General features: G+C 48.5%; 21 protein-coding genes. 13 read left to right on the top strand and 8 right to left on the bottom strand.

Annotated features, from left to right (window positions below):
• The first annotated feature begins 28 nt into the window (after nt 1–28).
• Nucleotides 29–730 carry a response regulator transcription factor gene (locus tag DHU66_RS03105; protein WP_108774405.1) on the top strand — a complete coding sequence of 234 codons (702 nt, stop codon included), beginning with the start codon at nt 29–31 and terminating at the stop codon, nt 728–730.
• Complete coding sequence (locus DHU66_RS03100; RefSeq protein WP_108774404.1) at nt 717–2,546, top strand: sensor histidine kinase; 1,830 nt, start codon at nt 717–719, stop codon at nt 2,544–2,546. The genes DHU66_RS03105 and DHU66_RS03100 overlap by 14 nt, the downstream gene beginning before the upstream one ends.
• A gap of 203 nt (nt 2,547–2,749) precedes the next feature.
• Here DHU66_RS03100 and DHU66_RS03095 read toward each other — a convergent pair whose 3' ends face one another.
• The gene (locus DHU66_RS03095; protein WP_108774403.1) at nt 2,750–3,007 is read right to left on the bottom strand and encodes a transposase; all 258 of its coding nucleotides are present in this window, start codon (nt 3,005–3,007) and stop codon (nt 2,750–2,752) included.
• Between the two features lie 93 nt (nt 3,008–3,100).
• Between DHU66_RS03095 and DHU66_RS03090 the strand changes: the two genes are divergently transcribed.
• From DHU66_RS03090 to DHU66_RS03075, 4 genes are all read left to right on the top strand, one after another.
• Nucleotides 3,101–4,342, top strand: coding sequence for an RNA-guided endonuclease TnpB family protein (locus tag DHU66_RS03090; RefSeq protein ID WP_108774402.1), 1,242 nt, complete (start codon nt 3,101–3,103; stop codon nt 4,340–4,342).
• A gap of 263 nt (nt 4,343–4,605) precedes the next feature.
• On the top strand, nt 4,606–7,092 hold the full coding sequence (locus tag DHU66_RS03085; protein WP_108774401.1) for an NYN domain-containing protein: 2,487 nt from the start codon (nt 4,606–4,608) through the stop codon (nt 7,090–7,092).
• Nucleotides 7,089–7,574 carry a GNAT family N-acetyltransferase gene (locus DHU66_RS03080; RefSeq protein WP_108774400.1) on the top strand — a complete coding sequence of 162 codons (486 nt, stop codon included), beginning with the start codon at nt 7,089–7,091 and terminating at the stop codon, nt 7,572–7,574. The genes DHU66_RS03085 and DHU66_RS03080 overlap by 4 nt, the downstream gene beginning before the upstream one ends.
• The gene (locus DHU66_RS03075) at nt 7,571–8,911 is read left to right on the top strand and encodes an MATE family efflux transporter (protein ID WP_108774399.1); all 1,341 of its coding nucleotides are present in this window, start codon (nt 7,571–7,573) and stop codon (nt 8,909–8,911) included. Before DHU66_RS03080 ends, DHU66_RS03075 begins: the two co-directional genes overlap by 4 nt.
• Here the strand turns inward: DHU66_RS03075 and DHU66_RS03070 are convergent, their stop codons facing one another.
• Complete coding sequence (locus tag DHU66_RS03070) at nt 8,912–9,397, bottom strand: GNAT family N-acetyltransferase (protein WP_108774398.1); 486 nt, start codon at nt 9,395–9,397, stop codon at nt 8,912–8,914. It lies immediately after the preceding gene.
• Between the two features lie 77 nt (nt 9,398–9,474).
• Here DHU66_RS03070 and DHU66_RS03065 point away from each other — a divergent pair, with 77 nt between their 5' ends.
• Nucleotides 9,475–10,050, top strand: coding sequence for a histidine phosphatase family protein (locus DHU66_RS03065; RefSeq protein WP_108774397.1), 576 nt, complete (start codon nt 9,475–9,477; stop codon nt 10,048–10,050).
• 105 nt (nt 10,051–10,155) lie between these two features.
• Here the strand turns inward: DHU66_RS03065 and DHU66_RS03060 are convergent, their stop codons facing one another.
• Nucleotides 10,156–10,422: a hypothetical protein gene (locus DHU66_RS03060; RefSeq protein WP_108774396.1), complete on the bottom strand. Its 267-nt coding sequence runs from the start codon at nt 10,420–10,422 to the stop codon at nt 10,156–10,158.
• A gap of 561 nt (nt 10,423–10,983) precedes the next feature.
• Here DHU66_RS03060 and DHU66_RS11995 point away from each other — a divergent pair.
• Complete coding sequence (locus DHU66_RS11995; RefSeq protein WP_135358289.1) at nt 10,984–11,238, top strand: hypothetical protein; 255 nt, start codon at nt 10,984–10,986, stop codon at nt 11,236–11,238.
• A 26-nt stretch (nt 11,239–11,264) separates the two neighbouring features.
• Here the strand turns inward: DHU66_RS11995 and DHU66_RS03050 are convergent, their stop codons facing one another.
• The 4 genes from DHU66_RS03050 to DHU66_RS03035 all read right to left on the bottom strand — a co-directional run bounded on the left by DHU66_RS03050 (nt 11,265) and on the right by DHU66_RS03035 (nt 15,372).
• A complete protein-coding gene (locus DHU66_RS03050; RefSeq protein WP_245309339.1) occupies nt 11,265–12,758 on the bottom strand; it encodes an ISL3 family transposase in 1,494 nt (497 codons plus the stop codon).
• A gap of 144 nt (nt 12,759–12,902) precedes the next feature.
• Nucleotides 12,903–13,631 carry a purine-nucleoside phosphorylase gene (gene deoD / locus DHU66_RS03045; RefSeq protein WP_108774394.1) on the bottom strand — a complete coding sequence of 243 codons (729 nt, stop codon included), beginning with the start codon at nt 13,629–13,631 and terminating at the stop codon, nt 12,903–12,905.
• Nucleotides 13,632–13,643: 12 nt separating this feature from the next.
• Nucleotides 13,644–14,699, bottom strand: coding sequence for an S-methyl-5-thioribose-1-phosphate isomerase (gene mtnA / locus DHU66_RS03040; protein ID WP_108774393.1), 1,056 nt, complete (start codon nt 14,697–14,699; stop codon nt 13,644–13,646).
• 1 nt (nt 14,700) lies between these two features.
• On the bottom strand, nt 14,701–15,372 hold the full coding sequence (locus DHU66_RS03035; RefSeq protein WP_108774392.1) for a class II aldolase/adducin family protein: 672 nt from the start codon (nt 15,370–15,372) through the stop codon (nt 14,701–14,703).
• A 446-nt stretch (nt 15,373–15,818) separates the two neighbouring features.
• On the opposite strand from DHU66_RS03035, the gene DHU66_RS03030 reads away from it, so the two are divergent.
• The 4 genes from DHU66_RS03030 to ybaK all read left to right on the top strand — a co-directional run bounded on the left by DHU66_RS03030 (nt 15,819) and on the right by ybaK (nt 19,159).
• Nucleotides 15,819–16,868: an ABC transporter substrate-binding protein gene (locus DHU66_RS03030; RefSeq protein ID WP_108774391.1), complete on the top strand. Its 1,050-nt coding sequence runs from the start codon at nt 15,819–15,821 to the stop codon at nt 16,866–16,868.
• Nucleotides 16,869–16,952: 84 nt separating this feature from the next.
• Entirely contained in the window at nt 16,953–17,849 is an 897-nt protein-coding gene (locus DHU66_RS03025) for an ABC transporter permease (RefSeq protein ID WP_108774390.1), read from the top strand.
• A gap of 3 nt (nt 17,850–17,852) precedes the next feature.
• Nucleotides 17,853–18,644, top strand: a complete 792-nt coding sequence (locus tag DHU66_RS03020; protein ID WP_108774389.1) for an ABC transporter ATP-binding protein — start codon at nt 17,853–17,855, stop codon at nt 18,642–18,644.
• Nucleotides 18,645–18,676: 32 nt separating this feature from the next.
• On the top strand, nt 18,677–19,159 hold the full coding sequence (gene ybaK, locus DHU66_RS03015) for a Cys-tRNA(Pro) deacylase (protein WP_108774388.1): 483 nt from the start codon (nt 18,677–18,679) through the stop codon (nt 19,157–19,159).
• On the opposite strand, the gene DHU66_RS03010 is transcribed toward ybaK, so the two are convergent.
• Nucleotides 19,146–19,601 (bottom strand): VanZ family protein, encoded by a 456-nt coding sequence (locus tag DHU66_RS03010; protein WP_108774387.1) that lies wholly within the window; start codon nt 19,599–19,601, stop codon nt 19,146–19,148. The two genes, ybaK and DHU66_RS03010, sit on opposite strands and share 14 nt — an antisense overlap.
• 38 nt (nt 19,602–19,639) lie before the next feature.
• On the opposite strand from DHU66_RS03010, the gene DHU66_RS03005 reads away from it, so the two are divergent.
• Nucleotides 19,640–20,494, top strand: coding sequence for a YitT family protein (locus DHU66_RS03005; protein WP_108774386.1), 855 nt, complete (start codon nt 19,640–19,642; stop codon nt 20,492–20,494).
• Nucleotides 20,495–20,500: the final 6 nt, after the last annotated feature.

The following is a 20,500-nucleotide window of genomic DNA, read 5'->3' as shown; positions in this document are numbered from 1 at the left end:
ATAATGAGTCTGAAAAGGAGCGGGGGACATGTCAACAATTCTATTGGTCGATGATGAGCGGGATATTTTGCTTGCTCTGCGGATTTATCTTTTGCCGCAGGGATATGAGATCCTGCTTGCGGAAAATGGCAGACAGGCCTTGCAGATACTGCGGGAACGAAAGATAGATCTGATATTGCTGGATATCATGATGCCGGAGATGGATGGCATTCAGACCGTTCGTGAGATTCGTTCCTTCTGTAATGTGCCGGTGATCTTTCTTAGTGCAAAAGGTGAGGAAGAGGATAAGATTGCGGGTCTGGAAGCAGGGGCGGATGATTATATCACCAAACCGTTTCATGCCAGTGAAGTCAGGGCGAGAGTTGCCTCCCAACTGCGGCGATATCAGCATCTTGGCGGTCAGACTGACGATGACAATGTTCTGGTCAACGGCGGCATCATGCTGAATCAGAAAACAAATGAAGTGAGTGTCGATGGGAATCCTATCCATCTGACCCGTACGGAATACAGGATTCTTCTGTTTTTCATGCAGCATCCCGGCATCACATATTCCAGCTCTGCTATTTATCGGGGCTGCTGGGATGATGAACCAGTCATGGGAGATAATACGATTGCTGTTCATATCCGTCATCTGCGGGAAAAGATTGAGACGGATCCTTCCCATCCGGAATATCTGAAGGTGGAATGGGGACGGGGATACAGAATGGAGGATTATCATGATGCAGCATAAATGGCAGAGGTGTACGGCTACGATCCTGATGATTATGATGTTTCTGCTGGCGGCGGTATCGGCCATGGGACTGCATGCATGGAACAGCACCAATGGCGATGCAAACAGCCTCATGAAGGAACAAATGCGTCAGGATGCCCTTGCATATGCGACGGGCTGGGGGAATCAATCTGATCTCAGACAGTGGAATACCGTGGATTCGAATCTACAGATCAGCCTGTACACATATGAGCAGGACACCGGCAGCTGGAAATTGGCAATCGGCAAGGCAAATAACAGTGTCACTGCTTACCGGGTAAATATCCTGCATGATCTGTATACAAATTCGACCTGGTACACAGATGCGAATCTGCCCAGAGCAGGCAGTGAGATCTACCAGGTGCGGATGAGCCTGCCCTCTGTATTGACGGCTCATGATGTTTACTGGAGGCTGAAGCTCTCCTGTGATTATGAAAATTGGCTTCATTCTCACCGCTATGTCTTTGTACTGGTGACGATGGCAGCAGCTGCACTGGCCCTCTGGCTTGCCTTTTCCGGCAGGCATTCCTTTCAACGATACAGTCTGGATGTATTTGCGGTTATTGCCCTTTTGATGGGCCTGCTGATGCGCTCATTCCTGCATGCCTATTCCTATCGGAGCCTGATTACAACTGGAAGCCCTGTCAATTTCCTGCTTTCCCTGCTGTATCTTCTTGCCTTTTTTCTTGTCTGTGTGCAGATCCTGCGGATCTTCCTGCATCTGCTGCAGACCCATACCTTTGCCTGTGACAGTATGATCGGATATGCTTTCAGTCATCTTGACAGTCATATTCTTTCGCATCCTGTGTTTCGCGGCATTGTCTATGGAACTGTACTTGCCGCATGGGTGATTTATCTTCTGTGGTCTGGCGGCAAGATTGAAAAGCTGCTGTTTTCTCTGGCAGTTCTGGTTCCGCTGCTGGATAATCTGATTCTGCATCATGGCCTTAAAGTGTGTACAAAGGCAGCCGATGAAATGCAGAATGGAAAAACAGACTGGCGCATTGATGAAGCTACGCTCGGCAATGTGCACGGCGCCGCATATGATCTTGCCATCAGGATGAATGGCCTGGGAGATTCTCTGGAGAATGCTGTTTCCGAAAGGACACGGGCACAGCGGCTGCAAGCCCAGCTGATTGCCAATGTGTCCCATGATATTCGTACTCCCTTGACAGCGATCATCAGCTATGTTGACATACTGCAGAAAGAGCATACGCCGGACCAGGAAACAGAGTATCTGGCGGTTCTTGCCCGCCAGAGTGAACGTCTGAAAAGACTGAGTGAGGATGTCATGGCTGCGGCCAAAGCAGAAAATGGTGCCATTCCGGTGCATTCTGAACAGATTCATGTCAGGGAACTGCTTGCCCAGGCTGAGGGAGAATACCGGGAACGCTTTGAAAAAGCCGGACTGACTCTGCATGTTGATGAAACAGATCCTGATCTGTGTGTAACTGCGGATGGAAGACTGTTGTGGCGGGCAGTGAACAATCTGCTTGATAATGCCCTGAAGTATTCTCTGCCTTCTTCCCGTGTCTATATTCATACCTGGCAGGAGAAGGATGACGTGATGATCTGTGTTGCCAATGTATCACGGGCACCACTGAATGTGAGTGCAGAAGAACTGATGGAACGATTTGTCAGAGGGGATGTATCGCGGAACAGTGAGGGCAGCGGTCTGGGTCTTTCCATTGCCAGATCTCTGATCGGACTCATGCATGGCACCTTCCATATCACAATTGATGGTGACTTGTTCAAAGCAGAGATACAGCTTCCCACCTGTGCAGCAGAAGTGGAATGATTCCCCCTGGTAATTCTCGTCCATCTAAATTTCTGAGATCAGATCGGCAATTCTGCAATTAATTCGAAGCCTGAATTTATGCGGTTTTCCATATGTATAAATAAGGCTATGATTGTGTTTAAGAAATTCTTAAGATTTCATAAAAATTATTGGTGGCGGAAACCTGCTACCTTTAGATGGTGGGAGGAGCCACCGATATATCGCTATCCCTGGTTCTCTATATAATGGTGGATCGTAGAGACAGAGACTTCTCCAATGCTGCAGGCAAAATAACCATCTGACCAGAAGACCTGCTTCTTGTAATACGTTTTGCATAGCACACTGCTGTATTTCTGCCATACCTTATAAGTTGTCATCTGCTTGATACTTTTGACAATGCCGCAGACGCACTCTGTCGTGTCGTAGTCCAGCAGAAACTTCCTTCTATACTTGGTGACAAGCACAAGATACACTTTCAGCATATACTTGCGGCGGTTATGACAATAATATCTGTCGTCACTTGAGTTCAATAGTTTTTTTCCATTTATAATAATTGTATTGAGGTGGTATCACACATGCAATTGGCTGAAACGATAAAACTTAGACTGTATCCAACTGCTGAACAGGAGCTTGCTTTCAGCGAGCTTAGTTATTGGTACATGAAAGCCTGCAACTTCGTGTCAGACTATGTTTTCAGCCATGACTTCTGCACAAACTCTGTCAGATTGAGCACTGCACTGTACAGTGATATCCGCTCTAAGTTTGGGCTGAAGTCACAAATGTCACAATCTGCTATCAGGACGGTAACAGCACGCTACCAGACGGTTGATACTCAAATGAAGAATCAGCCGCACAAGTTCAAGTGTGACGGAAAATATTACACCTTCAGAAGAGATATCACCTGGCTGCAGAAACCAATTGCATTCCGGAGGCCGCAGGCTGATCTGGTACGGAGCCGTGATTTCAGCTTTGTAGAAGATAAAGAAACAGGAGAACTTCTTCTTTCTTTAAATACACTTGCAGGACGAGCCAGACTGCCGTTTGCACATTCAGATTATTTTGAGCAGAAGTTTCTCAATGGCGGCTGGCAGTTTGGAACAGGTAAGCTTGTTTGCATGAAAGGCAGATGGTATTTCCATATCTCTGCCACCAGGGAAGTACAAGAAACGCAAAGGGAGGATATACAACATGTAGTAGGAATTGACAGAGGACTGCGCTTTTTGGCTGCAACTTATGATGACAAGCAGAATACTGATTTCTTCAGCGGAAAGAAGATTATCAAAAAGCGCAACAAGTTTGATGCCGTGCGTGCAGAACTGCAGTCGAAAGGTACAAAGTCAGCCAAAAGAGCACTGAAGCGTATTTCTGGACGAGAGAACCGTTGGATGAGTGACGTAAATCACTGCATCAGTAAGACACTCGTTCGGAAGTATGGACCAAATACGCTTTATGTGCTGGAAGACCTGACAGGTGTATCTTTTGAAGAAGAGAATCAGCATGGCAGAAAGCAGACGCACGATCTGCGCAACTGGTCGTTTTACGATCTGGAAACAAAGCTGTCCTATAAAGCAAAGGAAACGGGTGGACGTGTGCTGAAGGTTGATCCGCACTATACATCACAGAGATGCCCGCATTGTGGGGCTATCGTCAAAGAGAGCAGAGATCACGACAGGCATGTTTACACATGCAGAAAGTGCGGATTTTCTTCTAATGACGACAGAGTGGGCGCCATGAATATTTACCTGCTTGGCACTCTTTGGGTGACAGGTGAAGAAAAACCTCACTTCGCTCTGCAAGAGCCAAGTGAGGCAGCATAAATAAGCTAAGGTTTCGGTATACCGGAACGCTATCAAACGGGTGCAGTCAGCCACCCGGCGATGCAGCGGCACAGAGGGTGTATCCCCTGCTATTTGAATCCAGGAGAGCCGGTTATCTGGCTACGCTAGTACTGGAGGAGCCAGCTGCAAGCCCACGTGCCTTTAGGCCGTGGGTAGTTGACAGAGGTAAGTTACAGATGTACTGAAGTCTCTTTTCTAATTCTTTCATCCATGATATAACCGCTGTATTGTGAGGATGACGGATGAATGAGGGACAGAAGAAAAGATATCTGAGCGTTGGAATTGTGGCGCATGTGGATGCGGGCAAGACAACCTGTATTGAGGCGATGCTGTATGAAGCTGGCCGGATCAGAAAAGCCGGCCGGGTGGATCATCGTGATACAGTACTTGACTATGATGAACAGGAACGTGCCCATGGCATTACGATCTATGCCAAGGATGCCTGGCTGGACTGGCAGAATGAGCGTGTGTTTGTCATTGATACGCCAGGCCATGTCGACTTTTCTGCTGAAATGGAGCGGTCTTTGTCAGTGGTGGATCTTGCTGTCATTGTCATCAATGGTCAGGATGGTGTGCAGTCCCATACCAAAACCATCTGGAAATGCCTGGAATACTATGGTGTTCCGGCCATCATCTTTGTAAACAAGATGGACATTGCCCATCATACAAAAGAAGAATTGTTAAAGGATCTGCAGAAAGAATGCAGTGATATGTGCATTGACTGGCAGTCTTCTTCCCGTGATGAAAATGCGGCCATGGCATCAGAGGATCTCATGAATGCGTATCTTTCAGATGGTCACTTATCATCGTCCCTTTTGCAGGATGCCTTTACCCGCCGGCAGTTTTTCCCGGTTCTTTTTGGCAGTGCCCTGCATCAGGAAGGCATTCATGAACTGCTGGATACAATTGTATCCTTGCCTATGGAAAAGCAGTATCCCGACACTTTTGGCGCTCGTGTGTATGCTGTTTCCACCGATCCCAAGGGTGAGCGTCTTTGTCATGTGCGAGTCACCGGCGGTGTATTGTCGGCCAAGATGAATGTGTCACAGGATGAGAAGGTCGATCAGATCCGGTTATATACCGGTCAGAATTATGAAATGGTGCAGGATGCGTATCCGGGGATGATCTGTACATTGAAGGGCCTGAATGCGATCGAGGCAGGTGACGGTCTTGGCTTTGAACAGGATCTTGCCCGTCCATTATTGAATGCCTTCATGGATTACAAACTCATTCTGCCCCAGGGCGCGGATGTGCTTGCTCTTCGTGATGTCTGTTCACAGTTAGCGGCAGAGGATCCAACATTGCAGGTGGATCTGGATGCGGATCATCATTCCATCCATGTGCGCATCATGGGGGCAATGCAGATGGAAGTGCTTCAGAAGAAGATCTTTGCGCGCAGCGGTATCCAGGTTGGCTTTGGCCATGGCGGGATTGTCTATCATGAAACGATTGCAGACAAGGTGATTGGAGTTGGCCACTTTGAGCCATTGCGCCATTATGCAGAAGCGGTTGTACAACTGGAACCACTGCCATTGGGCAGCGGTGTCCAGGTAGAATCGCGCATTCCTGCCGGGATGCTATCAGGGGTGTTTGAGCGCTCCCTTCTTTCTGCTTTGCGCCATGAGCACCGTGGCGTTCTGACGGGGTCACCGCTGGATGATGTACGCATTGTTTTAATAGCAGGCAAAGGCTCACTCAAGCACACCAGCGGCGGTGATATGCGCCAGGCTGCACGCAGGGCAGTACGCCAGGGTCTGATGAAAGCAGAAAGCATCCTGCTGGAACCATATGAAGACTTTCAGATCAGTGTGCCTTCTTCATCTCTTTCCCGTGTGCTCTTTGATCTGGAAAAGAGGGACTGCACCTTTTCCATTCAGGAGGATACTGGCGGTACAAGTATTGTTGCCGGCAGTGGACCGGTACGCACGATGATGGATTATCAGAAGGATCTGACGGCAAATACGCATGGTCTTGGACGGCTGTATGCCAGTGTGTCGGGGTATGAGAAGGTGAAGAACCAGGATGCTGTCATCGCGGAAAAGAACTATGATCCTGACAGTGATCTGCGCAATCCGACGGGTTCTGTCTTCTGTGCCAATGGGGCAGGTTATTTTGTGCCATGGACGGATGTGGAAAAGCATATGCATATTGATCTGCATCAGGAAGGAAACAGTGCGGGATACCGGCATGAAACAATCAAGGTCGCTGAACAGGATCTTTCCCGGATTCTTGCCAATGCCGCGGGAAATAACCGCAATCTGAAGAAGAAAGAAGCCCCTGTAAAGAAGAAGGATGATGAACGCACGCATGTGGATATCAGGCCTGCTTCTTTGAAGGAGCGGCAGATGATTATTGACGGATACAACTGTCTGTACAGCTGGAAGAGCATGGAGCCATATCAGCATGGAGATCTTTCGGTTGCAAGAGAGAAGCTGATTGATATCATCTATGCATGGCAGGCGTATTACAAGGCACCGATTGTGCTCGTGTTTGATGGATATAAGCGGAAGGACAATGCCGGTTCTGTTGAGAATCGCAGGGGAATGACGATTGTATATACACGGACAGATCAGACAGCAGATGCATGGATTGAAAAGACGATTGCAGGGCTGAAGGGAAAGTATGATATGACGGTGGTGACGAGCGACGGACTGATTCAGAATGCTGTGCTGGCAGCAGGAGCAAAGCGTATGTCATCGCGTGAGCTGGAGGAGGAGATTGTAAGATGAAGATCAGAAGAGCAGAAGAAAAAGATATTCCGGCTGTTGAAAAGCTGCTGAATGAGGTGCTGGAGATTCATGCAGGTATTCGTCCGGATATCTTTATTGCCGGAACGACGAAGTATACGCCGGAAGAATTGAAGAAGATGTTTGCGGATGAGAATGATCTGATTTATGTGGCTGTGGATGATGGTGATGAAGTGCTTGGCTATGCTTTCTGCTGTAAGGAAAGCAGGCCGTTCAGCCATAACATGGTGCAGTTTACTTCTTTGTTTATTGATGATCTGTGCGTGGATGCACGGGCACGCGGCATGCATGTCGGTCAGAGGCTGTTTGAACATGTCAAGCAGGAGGCCAGGAAGCTTGGCTGCTATGAGGTGACGCTGAATGTATGGCAGGGCAATGACAGTGCCATTGCGTTCTATCAGAAGATGGGACTGAAAGTTCAGGAAATGCGGATGGAATATATCCTGGATGATGAGAAGAAATGAGGAAACAGCGTACCATTGAGATGGACATGGTTCACGGTCCTTTGTACCGGAATCTTGTCTTGTTTTCATTACCTTTAATGGCAGCCAACCTGCTGCAGATGGCGTTTAATGCAGCGGATACGATCGTGGTTGGAAAGTTCTCCGGACAGAGGGCACTGGCAGCGGTCGGGGCAACAGCACCGATCATCAATCTGATTGTGTCATTGTTTGCCGGTCTTGCCATAGGTGCCAACATCGTCATTGCCAGGGCTATCGGCAAAGGTGACCGGGAAGAGATCTCAATTGGTGTCAATACGGGATACTGGCTTTCGATTGTTAGTGGTATTCTGCTGACTATCTTTGGCATGCTGCTGTCACCTATGCTGTTAAAAGCCATGGGAACACCCGATGACATCATTTCTCTCAGCGTGCTGTATCTGCGCATCTATTTCCTTGGTGCCATTCCTTTGCTGATATATGACTTTGGCTCGGCTGCACTCAGAGCCAGGGGAGACACGCTGCATCCAACCATCTATCTGTGCATCAGCGGTGTGCTGAATGTTGTGCTGAATCTCTTCTTTGTCATTGTTCTGCATCATTCTGTGGATGGCGTAGCGATGGCAACCGTGATTTCTGAGGCCGTTTCAGCGGTACTTGTTTCCTGGTCATTGGTTCGTGAAGCGGATGAAACAAAGCTTGTGCCTGCTTTGATCCGCTTCCACAGGGAAGAAACGCTGCAGATTCTGAAGGTTGGCATCCCGGCTGGTCTGCAGTCCATGATGTGGGCAATTTCCAACATTGCCGTACAGTCATCTCTGAATACGTTTGGCTCTGTTGTTGTGGCCGGCAACAGCGCCGCCCAGTCTATTGAAAGCTTTGTGTACATTGGCATGGAAGCCTTCTCCCAGGCTGCCATTACCTTCACATCGCAGAATGCAGGCGCCGGTGAAAAAAAGCAGATCAGACGTCTGCTGATCGTGCTGAGTGTCATGATGTTTGTAGTGTCTTTTGGCATTGGCGCTGTCCTGACCCTGACAGGCAGGTACTGCCTGCGTCTGTATACCAATGATGAAGCAGTAATCAGGGCTGGCATGGTCAGAATGCAGTTTGTGGTTTTCTGGCTGTTTCTCAATGGTTTGCTGGATGTGCCGGCCAGTTCACTGCGGGGGATGGGATATGGCACACTGCCAACAGTGATCATGCTTGCCGGCATTGTCGGCATCAGACTGCTGTATATCGCCACGATCTTTCAGGCGATGCCGACCCTGGACGTACTGTATTTCTGCTTTCCGCTGTCCTGGGCAATCACGCTTGTTCTGCAGTATGGCTTCTGGATCTATGCCTATCATCGCTTCTGATCATTCCAGACTCAGATACATGATGTGCATATCCTGATAGGAGCCGTCTTTGATCCGGAATCCCTTTGGAATCACGCCGACTTCCCTGAAGCCGCATCTCTGGTAGAGATGAAGGGCATGGATGTTTGTGTCCACAACCCCGTTAAACTGCATGTAGCGGAATCCCTGTGCTCTGGCCTGAAGGATGCTGTCGTTGACAAGCATTCCGCCAATGTGCCTGCCGCGCAGATCCCTGCGCACAAGATAGGTCGCATTGGCACCAGAGGAGCAGCGTCCTAAGATATTTTCATGAAGCAGATAAAAGCCGGCAACACTGTTATCTTCTCTCACGGCACAGCGTACCGTCCTGCCTGAAAGAAAAGAAGACAGCTGTGCCGGCGTCCACTTCTCTTCAAATGGGAAGGAGCCTCCTTCCTCAACAACTTCATTCCAGATCATTGCCATTTCACTGAGATCCTCAGCCTGACAGCCACGCAGTTTGATCATCGTCAGCACCTCATTTTCTTTTGGCAATGATAGCACAAAAGCTGTAGTATCATGAAATAGACGCAGGAGAAGGAGATATGAAGATCTGGATTACACGACACGGTCAGACAGACTTTAATAAAAAACATCTGATGCAGGGCAGAACGGATGCGCCGCTGAATGAAAGAGGGATTCAGCAGGCCGAAGAGGCCAGGGCAAAGATTGGCGATATGCATTTTGATGCTGTTTATGCCAGTCCTTTGCAGAGAGCGAAAAAGACGGCCAGTATTATTGGCAATGTCCCGGAGGATGAAATCATTGTGGATGAACGCCTGATTGAGGTGGATTTTGGCAGATATGAACTGCACCGGTATGAGCTGCTTGGACCAAAGATGACATTCTACTGGCTTCTGCCGGAATTTCTGCCGTCACCTGCAACTGTAGAGCCGCTTTCCTCTATGATTGCCCGCAGTTCCTCCTTCCTGCAGGATCTTGAACAGAAAGACTATGACAATGTGCTGGTTGTCTGCCATGGCGGCATTATGCGTACATTATGCGGCTATCTCAGGCACAGCCCCAAAGGCATCATGTGGCGGCCTAAACCGCATAATTGCGAAATCCGTGTGTTTGACACCGGGAACAAAGATCATCCGATGATCAGGGATATCCGCTGAACCCGATCGTGATGATAGATTTTATGCTGAGGACATGAAAAAGCAGATCAGACAATCTGCCTGATCTGCGGATCGCATGCCTTTACAGAAATGGAAGTCGGAAAGTTAAGAATAATAAGACACAGCCAGCAGGATCAAAAGGATCATACTGCAGGAATATGCAATCTGTATGATGCGCTGCGCTTTCTCCTCTGCCAGCATGCTTTCTTTGTCAATGCGTGCATACCACAGCATGAGAATGAGGGATGCCGGTCCCAGTGTATAAACCAGAATATCTTTGAATGTCTCATTGACGGCATGCATATTGACGGTCAGAGCCAGTGTAAACAGGATGATCAGAATGATTACCCAGAGTAATTTTTTCTTTTTCATAGCATGGTACTAATAAAATAATCGTATTTGATAATCGTGTTTTATAAAAGCTGACTTTCTGAAACACTTAGTCTCCATTTTTATACCTGGCAGGATAATATAGAAGCATATTGGATCCTCCTTTTAATATGATTTCTATTAACAACATAGTGGAAAAAGCTGTCAAAAAAAGCCTGTTATTATATTTACACATATAATATAATTGTATTTTACCCATTTGGACAGTTGTACAAGAACATGTATAGCAGCTTCAGTGATCGTGTTTATCAATATGAGACTGCGTGAAGTGCTAAAAGAATTTGCCAAAATGAACTGACAGCCAGAAGAGACAATCCGTAAAACAGTCATGGACATGATCCAGATGAATGATAATCTGAACGCATGCGTGCCTGAGGTGTGTGCCATGTGTGTGGTGCAGAGCACGTCAGATTTTATCGCTGCGGCATTCAAGGCAAAAAGCGCGGATGGTGCTGCAGCAAATGCAAACATAAGTTCACTGATGATTCGCATACAATCACTTCCAATCTGAACATTGAAAGAGATATATTTGTGCAGATCTGCATGGATACACTCAATATGGTACCTATCCGGAAGAGGGCAGAACGGCTTGATGTCTCTGTTCAGTGCGTCTTCAACAATCGTTATAAGCTTCTCAGCCTTCTGGAAGAGATTTTCGGGAAAGAAAAGGAACTGATGACAGGAACCATCGAAGGTGACGAAAGTTATGTTCTGGAATCTATGAAGGGAAGTATTCCCGAAAACAGAAAATCCCGCCACAGAGGCGGGCATTCTGGTATTTTTTCGGTTCAGTCCTAATTCCTGTTGATAGATGTACCCAGAGGTCATGAGAATTTCCTGCTGGCATCAATGATCTTCAGGAAGAAATATTCATCATCTGGATAGCCGTATCCTTTGCGTCTCAATGTTTTTATCATCTGGTTGGTTCCTTCAACTTTGCCGGATGAGATATGGACTCTTGCATGAGAGATAATTCCTTTCATGTGTTCCTCCAGCAGCTTGGCAAACCATATGAAATGCTTGTTCTCTGTTGCTTTGCAGGTGCGTATGATCCGTTTAATATGAATCTTCATGCCTCTTTCGCTATTTGCTTTGTATGCTTTATCAAGCTGTTCCTTTACCAGATCCATGGTGAAGAACAGCTTGTTTTCATCCAATAGCTTCTTGTATTCTTCTTCAACGCCTGCTTTCTGCTTCACCTCCGGCTTCTTGAACAGATCGCTTCCACGGGCAATGGTTTTGCCCGCTTTGGCATCTTTTTCTTTCTGCTTTCTTGTTTCAGCACTTGTCATCAGAACATACTTAGAGCCTTTGAGAGCTTTGGCAGCTTCTGTATTGCCTTCTTCTATCAGGCGCTTCTGTTCCTCTTTACGGACTTCTGATACCACCTTGTCATTGAAGTTTTTGACCAGATGGAAATGGTCATAGACAATATCCAGCCATTCACAGCGATCTTTAAAGGCTTCTTCAAAGTCACTGTTCATATCACAGGCCACAGCCTTCACGTTCTTCATCCAGTCGATGCCGACCCAGTCAATAAAGTCATATACAGTCTGTTTCTTCTTGCCATAGGCAAGGTACAGCACATGTCCGCTCTTCAGGTCCATGATCAACGTAGCGTATTTATGGCCTTTATGAAGAAGAAATTCATCAATGCCAAGATACTCCAGGCATTCTGCAGGCTTCTTCAGTTCCTTGCCTTCACCATTAACGGTATACAGCTCCTGAAGGCGCTTCTTATCGATCTCCTTGACTGTATTCTTGCTTAAACCGGTAATGATGGATATTTCCTTCATTGTCAGTCCAAAGCGAAGCAGATCGCGTGTATAGTTCTCAAGAGCAGCTGTAATCAGATGTCCCTGAGCCTTGAAATCTAGTGGTTCTGTATAAGTACTGACCGGACAGTTCTTATTCTGGCAGAGTGCTCTCTGCTTGGATACAACGATATGAGTATAGATACCTCCCATAGGAATGTGTTTCAAGTCAACCTCAGTTGTGCCGTTATACACCATTTCCTGACCACAGCAGCTGCAGTAAATCGGCTGTCCGTTCAGACGATTCAGCTTTCCCTTAAAGAAATATTCAGTGACACTGCGCCTGGCAGGTCTGGATGATGTGCCTACAGAGATCTCTTTAACGGCCGTTTCCGGCATACCAACCTGGGTAAAGGATGGCAGACCTGATGAGAATGTTAAAATGCCACTCTGGAGTTGCACATCAGAAATTGAATCAATCAGATCATGTGCATCGGAGCGCAGATCGTCTGATCTGGTATCAAGTAATTCTTCCTGAATAAGCGGCTGTGTGTTAACATTCATATGGATCTCCTATCTTGTATGTTTGGGTACACACAATTATACGAGATCCATTTTTATATTCGTACTATATCTCCGTCCCACATGGCGTCATATCAACAGGTTTTGGGATTGAGCCATTTTTTCTGCCTGATATTGTTGCGCCTGTCAGTCGGCGAAGGCTATGGCTGTATCCAGGGCAATCTCCATCATGTCGGTGAAGCTGTTCTGTCTTTCTTCAGCGGTGAGGGCAACCGGCTTGAACAGATGGTCAGAGATCGACAGGATGGAAAGTGCTTTCTTGTGGTTGGCACATGCGGTCCAGTACAGGCCGGCTGTTTCCATTTCCACACACAGGTGGCCGAAGTCTCTGAGCTTTTCATTCAGACCCTTCTGGGGGTAATAGAAGAAGTCGGATGTATAGACTTTGCCGACTCTGGCATTGACCTTCTTTTCTCTGGCGACACTGACGGCTTTTTCCAGCATGTCAAAGTCGGCACAGGCAGCCAGCTGACCAGGGATGCCATAGGCGTTTCCGTAGTTGGAATTGGTGGAAGCGGCCTCGGCAATAACAACATCGCGGGCATTGACGGACATATCCAGACCGCCGGCAGAGCCGATGCGGATGATGGCCTCCACACCGAACTGGCTGTAGAGTTCCTGGGTATAGATGCCGATGGAAGGCACGCCCATGCCGTGTCCCATGACGGAAATGCGCTTTCCTTTGTAGGTGCCGGTGAAGCCCAGCATGTTCCGGGTATCATTGAACAGTACGACATCGGACATGTACTTGTCGGCAACTGCCTTGGCGCGCAGCGGATCACCCGGCATCAATACAACTTTGGCAATTTCTGCCTTCTGAACAATACTTGCGGAAATCGATTCTTTGTTTTCCATTTTCTTCTCCTTTTATTTCTGGAACAGTTTCTTCAGATTCTCTTCAAACGGGGGATAGACAATGCCCCGCTCGGTAACAATGGCTGTTAATAAGCTGTGGTCGGTCACATCAAAGGACGGGTTGTAGCAGTCAACTTCCCTGAGGATCATTGGCTCTTTGTACCACATGGAACGGATTTCATCCGGGTCTCTCTGTTCGATATGAATGTCGCTGCCGGTCTTTGTGCTGAAGTCAATTGTGCTGGAAGGGCCGAGGGTATAGAACGGGATGTGGTAATACTTTGCCAGAATGGCAACACCGGATGTGCCGATCTTGTTGGCAAAGTCGCCGTTGGCAGCAATGCGGTCACAGCCGACCATGACGGCCTGAATCTTGCCTTCTTTCATGACCAGGGAAGCCATGTTGTCACAGATAGAGGTGACAGGCACACCGCTCTTTGCCAGTTCGAAGGATGTCAGTCTGGCTCCCTGCAGCAGCGGTCTTGTTTCATCGGAATATACATGGATATGCATGCCTTTTTCCTGGGCCATGTACATTGGTGCGGTGGCGGTGCCATAGCCAAGGCAGGCCAGATAGCCGGCATTGCAGTGGGTCAGAATGCCATCACCATCCTTGATCAGAGTGACGCCGTATTCAGCAATCTTTCTGTTCATTTCAAGATTTTCTGCATCAATGCGCTTTGCTTCCTGGATCAGGGTGCGGGCAATTTCATGACAGTCGTTTTCTTTGCATTTTTCAGCTTTTTCCATCTGTCTTTTCAGTGCCCAGGACAGATTGACGGCAGTCGGCCGGGAAGAGTTGAGATAATCCGCCTGTTTCTGCAGCATTTCCAGAAACTCTTTACGGGGCAGATCGGCGATCTGTCCGGCCAGTACAGCAAGGGCATAGCCGGCAAATACGCCAATGGCGGGGGCACCTCTTACCTGCAGCAGTTTGATGGCATTCCACATGCTTTCTGCATCTTGCAGATCCAGATATTCCTCATGATTTGGCAGCTTCGTCTGGTCCAGAATGACAACACTCTTTTCATCTTCGGACAGACGGACGACATTCAGTCTTTCTTGCATATTATTCCTCTCTGTTCTGTTTTCCGTATTTGTTTACGGCAAAATCACGCATCCATTCCACTTTGTCTTTGGGAATGATGCATGGTTTGCCGATCGTCAGTGCTTTGTAATAGATTTCAGCGCTTGTTTCCAGTACCTCTGCTACTTTGAAGCATTCTTTCAGATCCTTTCCGGCACAAACGGCGCCGTGATTGGCCAGCAGTACTGCCTGTCCATTGCCCAGGGCCTTTACGCAGTTGTCAGCCAGTTCCACAGAACCGGGCAGGGCGTAGTCTGCACATCTGACTTCCTGACCGACTGCCTGGGCAAGCTCATCGGTCACAACCGGGATGGACATGTGCAGGACGCCAAAGACGGTGGAACTGACCGGATGGGTATGCAGGATGGCATTGATATCTTTGCGTGCAGCATAGATCTTTGCATGCAGTCCTGCTTCGACAGACGGCACCCGGCGTCCTTTGTATACGGATCCGTCCGGGTTCAAGGCGACGATATCTTCCGGCACCAGTTTGTTGTAGGGCATGCCGGAAGGCGTGATGTACAGCAGACCTGTTTCCGGATCACGCATGGAAATGTTGCCCCATGTTTCAATGGTGAGGTGGCGGCTTTCCATGGCAACCCCGGCTTCCAGGATCAGACTGATGATCTTTGTGTTCAGTGTGTTTGTACTCATAGCATTTATTGTAGAAGTGACAGGCGTAAAATTCAATCAATGCCGGGCAAAGGAAAAATAATGTAAATTGTTTCACAGAAATCAAAGTTTTACATTTCGTGTTGACAATGACTGGATCTGCAGTAAACTGAAATCACAAACCAGTGATTGGGAGATCAAACATACACAGCGGTCAACAGAGAGCCGGGAGGATGGAAACCGGCGATGTCAGCGGTATGCAAATGGACCCATGAGGGACTGATGAAAGCTTGTGCGAGTACTCAGTACGCAGTGTCAGCGTTACAGGACAGGAAATGTGATTGCATTTTCGTTAGAGTGGATTATTTCATCAGGAAATAGTCAGGTAAGGTGGTACCGCAGATGATAACGTCTGTCCTTCATTGGACGGACGTTTTTGTTTTTACAGGTATCCGGAAATGCAGAGAAGAAAGAGGAGGAAAAATCACATGAAAAAGTTTGGATCAATGGTTCTCAGTGCCGTTCTGGCGGCTTCTCTGGCAGGATGCGGTGCATCCGGCACAGCATCTGCTTCAGCTTCTGCAGCGGGTACTTCTTCGGGTAAGGTTTATAAGGTTGCGGTTGTCAAGCAGCTGCAGCATGCGTCTCTGGATGAGATTGCCAATGCGATTACCGCAGAGCTGGATGCGATTGCGGAAAAGGAGGGTGTCACGATTGAATACGGGGATGTGTATGACGGTCAGAATGACCAGTCGCAGCTGACAACGATTGGCTCACAGGTTGTCAATGACGATGTTGACTGCATCATTCCGATTGCAACGCTGGCTGCCCAGACCATGGCAGCGGCTGCCCAGGATTCCGGCACTCCGGTTGTCTTTGCGGCAATCTCTGATCCGGAAAGTGCAGATCTGACCGGTTTTGACAATGTGACCGGAACAAGTGATGCACTGGATACGGAGCGTATTCTGGATATGATGCTTGCTCAGAATCCGGATGTCAAAACGGTAGGCCTGCTGTATTCGACAAGTGAGACAAACAGCCAGAAGCCGATTGCGGAAGCCAAGGCATATCTTGACAAGAAGGGCATATCTTATGTTGAGGCAACCGGAAATACAACGGATGAGATCCAGACGGCAGTTTCCAATCTTGTTTCCCAGAAGGTGGATGCGGTATTTACGCCAACCGATAATGTGGTCGCAAGTGCGGAACTCTCTATTGCGGATACGCTTGCAGAAGCGAAGATTCCTCACTATGCCGGTGCTGATTCCTTTGTCAGAAACGGTGCCTTCGCTACCTGTGGAGTCAACTATACAGAACTTGGCAAAAAGACTGCGGATCTTGCCTACCAGGTTATGAGCCAGGGCTTTGATTCTCTTGGCGATGATACGATTGATGGTGCACAGAAGACTGACAACTACTATGTAATCAAGGGAACGGTAGTAACAGTAAACTCTGAGACGGCTGAAAAGGGCGGCTTTGATGACAGTTCCTTCAGTCAGTTCGGTGATGTGACGGAAGTAAGCACGACAGAGGAATAAATGTCTTTCGGAAAGTGCAGTACAATTGAATGATTGCATGCTCCTGCTGCGGCAGGAGCTTATGTGTGTAAAGAAGGTGGATGAATGGTATACATTGCACAGACGGCGCTGGAGCTGGGCACGATCTATGCGCTTGTTTCACTGGCACTGTTTCTGAGTTTCCGGATTCTGAACATTGCCGATCTGACCACCGATGGCTGCTTTGTCCTTGGCGCGGCGGTATCGGTATCGTTTGCTGCCAAGGGACATCCCTGCATCGGTGTTGTCATGGGTATGCTGGCCGGAGGATGTGCCGGCTTTGTGACGGCCTTTCTGAATACCCGCATGGGAGTGCCGGACATTCTGGCTGGCATTATTACCAACACTGGTCTGTATACCATCAATCTGATGGCAATGGGCTGGAGTTCCAATATCTCTCTTCTTAAGAAGGAGACGATCTTCTCCTTATTCAAGAAGACAGGCATCGGTGGTTCATGGTATCCGCTGGTGCTGTCTGCTGTCATTGTCGGCCTGTGCATGGTGGGGATGCGGCTGTTTCTTTCTACCCGGCTTGGTCTGTCCATCCGTGCCACCGGTGACAACAGGGATATGGTAGCTGCATCTTCCATTGACAGCCGCTATACCATTACGGTCGGCCTGGTGATATCCAACATGATGACCGGGCTTTCCGGAGCTCTGGCCGGGCAGTTTCAGCGGGCTGCGGATATCAATTCTGGCAACAGCATTGTTGTGATTGGCCTGGCGTGCCTGATCATTGGCGAAACGGTGATCCATGGTCAGAAGTCGCTGACCAGGAATATCATTGCCGTGCTTGTCGGCAATATCATTTATCGCTTTATTTATGCGGTAATTCTGCGCACTGGCCTGATTCCGGTGGAATCGCTGAAACTGATGACAGCGATCATCGTAGCCATTGCCATCGGTGCTCCGGCAATGAAAGAAGCGCTTGCCTATCGCACCAGAGCGCACCGGGAGGGATGAGTGATGCTTGAGATTGAACATGTCAGTAAGACGTTTGCACCGGGAACGGTGAATGAGAAGAAGGCACTTGTGGATGTCAGCCTGAAGATCAATGACGGCGACTTTGTGACCGTGCTTGGATCCAATGGAGCTGGCAAATCGACTCTGTTTCAGGCTATTTCCGGAACGTACCGGATTGATTCCGGCAGGATTATGCTGGATGGGAAGAATATTGCCTATGTGCCGGAGTATAAGCGGGCAAAATATATTGGCAGGCTGTTTCAGGATCCTTTGAAGGGGACAGCACCGCATATGACCATTGAGGAGAATCTGGCGCTTGCCTATCTGCGGGCAGGCACGCATACCAATCCGTTATCCCGCATTTCCAGAGCGGACAGGGAGCGTTTTCGCGATGCTTTGAAAAAGCTGGATATGGGTCTGGAGGATCGGATGGATGTGCCGGTAGGCACATTGTCGGGTGGACAGAGGCAGGCGCTGACCCTGCTGATGGCGACAATTGTTCCGCCTAAGCTGCTGCTGCTGGATGAGCATACGGCTGCTCTGGATCCTGCTGCTGCCGAGAAAGTCATGGCACTGACGGAGGCAATTGTGAAGAAGAATGGGACGACGTGCCTGATGGTGACGCATAACATGCATCAGGCGCTGACGAGTGGCAATCGGATTCTGATGATGAAGGACGGACGTATTGTATCGGATATTCAGGATAAGACTGGTCTGTCGGTAGAGGATCTGCTTGCCAAGTTTCATCAGGATGCCGGTGAAGATCTGGATAATGACCGGATTCTTTTGTCATAAGCGTGTACAATGTTGTACCGGGAGGCAGAAGGATGGCAAAGGAAGCGAAAACAAATGCAATGCGGATGCTGGACAGCGCCCATGTGAACTATGTTCTGCATACGTATGATACATCTGACGGTCAGATTGATGGTCTTGCTGTTGCCAGAAAGTGCGGCGAGGATCCTGAGCAGGTTTTCAAGACACTGGTGACACAAGGCAATGATAAAAACTTTTATGTTTTTGTGGTGCCGGTGGAGAATGAGCTGGATCTGAAGGCGTGTGCGCGCAGTGTCGGCGTGAAAAGCGTAGAGATGATTCATGTCAGGGATCTGCTGAAGACAACGGGTTATATCCGGGGCGGCTGTTCGCCCATCGGCATGAAGAAAAAATACACAACCGTCTATGATGAGACGATTGTGCTGTTTGATACGGTGCTTGTATCAGGCGGCAGGATTGGCACACAGGTAGAGATAGCCCCGTCAGATCTGATCCGGATTACGGATGGCATTACGGCGGATATCAGCCGTTCTTAAGATCATTGATCATCAGTCGGACAAGATATGCAATGAAGATGCCGGTGATATAACCGGTCATATCGATGCACACATCCCGTATGCAGCCATAACGGCCCGGGACAAAGTGCTGGATGGATTCGTCTATGATGCTGGAAGCTGGCCAGAGTACCCACTTTGGCCAGCTTTTGTGATTGAACCTGCCGGCGGGATACACAAGCAGGGCAAGTACAAAATATTCTGAGAAATGGGCGAGTTTGCGCACATAGAAATGCAGTGTGTCAAAGGGAACAGTGAAGCCTGTCTTTTCTACCCAGGGCAGGATGGCCAGGGTGATGGATCTGGACAAAGAGCCGGAAGCGGTGCCGGTTTCCATGGAGTTGTGCCATATCAGAAACAGATAGATGGCAACGATGATCCACATCCATTTGTTGTTTCTAGTTTGTGTTTTCATCTCTGCCATGATATCAGAGTCCTTCCCATCATGCTATAATTGGATCCATGGCAAAAAAAATCAATGAAATTTTCAGAATTCTTCTGGGTACATTTCTGCTTGCTCTGTCGGTGGAGGAGTTTATTCTTCCTTTCAGTATTCTTTCCGGCGGTGTGGCAGGCATTGCCGTTGCCCTGGAACCATTCTTCCATTTTAATGAAACATTGTTTGCCAATATCCTGACAGTAGCGTTTCTGGTATTGGGCCGCTTCACGCTGGGCAGAAAATTCATTCTGGATTCGGTGCTTTCATCGATCAGCTATCCGGTTTTTACAACGGTTCTGGCCCACTTTGCTGTGCCGCTGGATATCTCCCCGGCAGTTGCCTCATTGTATGCAGGTCTGTTAGGCGGGATTGGCGTCGGTATTGTCATGAGCACCGGTGCTTCCACCGGCGGTGTGGATATTCCAACCATGATCCTGGCCAAGGTGTTCCATCAGAAGATCGGTACGATGGCAATGATTCTGGATGGCTGTACGGTGCTGCTGGGCGTGATTGCCTATGATCTGTCAGCAGCTCTGATCGGACTGCTGTCCGTATTTGCATCCTCATTTGCCATTAACCGGGTTCTCTATGCCGGCCAGAACAGTTCCAAGAGCGTACAGATTATTTCGGATCAGTGGGAGACGGTCAATGAGCGCATCCGCAATGAACTGGAACGCGGGGCGACAATTCTGCAGGCCCAGGGCGGTTATTCCGGCAGACAGAGGCCGGTGCTGCTATGTGTTGTGTCGCAGCGGCAGTACAGCCGTCTGCTGCAGATTGTGCATGAGGTGGACAAGCGTGCCTTTATCATTACGACAGATGCGAGTGATATGCACGGAGAAGGCTTTACATTCCCATCTCCTTCCGCCAGAATGTAGCTGTTA

Source organism: Lactimicrobium massiliense (assembly GCF_900343155.1).
GTDB classification, from domain to species: Bacteria; Bacillota_I; Bacilli_A; order Erysipelotrichales; family Erysipelotrichaceae; genus Bulleidia; species Bulleidia massiliensis.
Note: the sequence above shows the minus strand (reverse complement) of the source record. Positions and strands in the feature narration are given on the sequence as shown.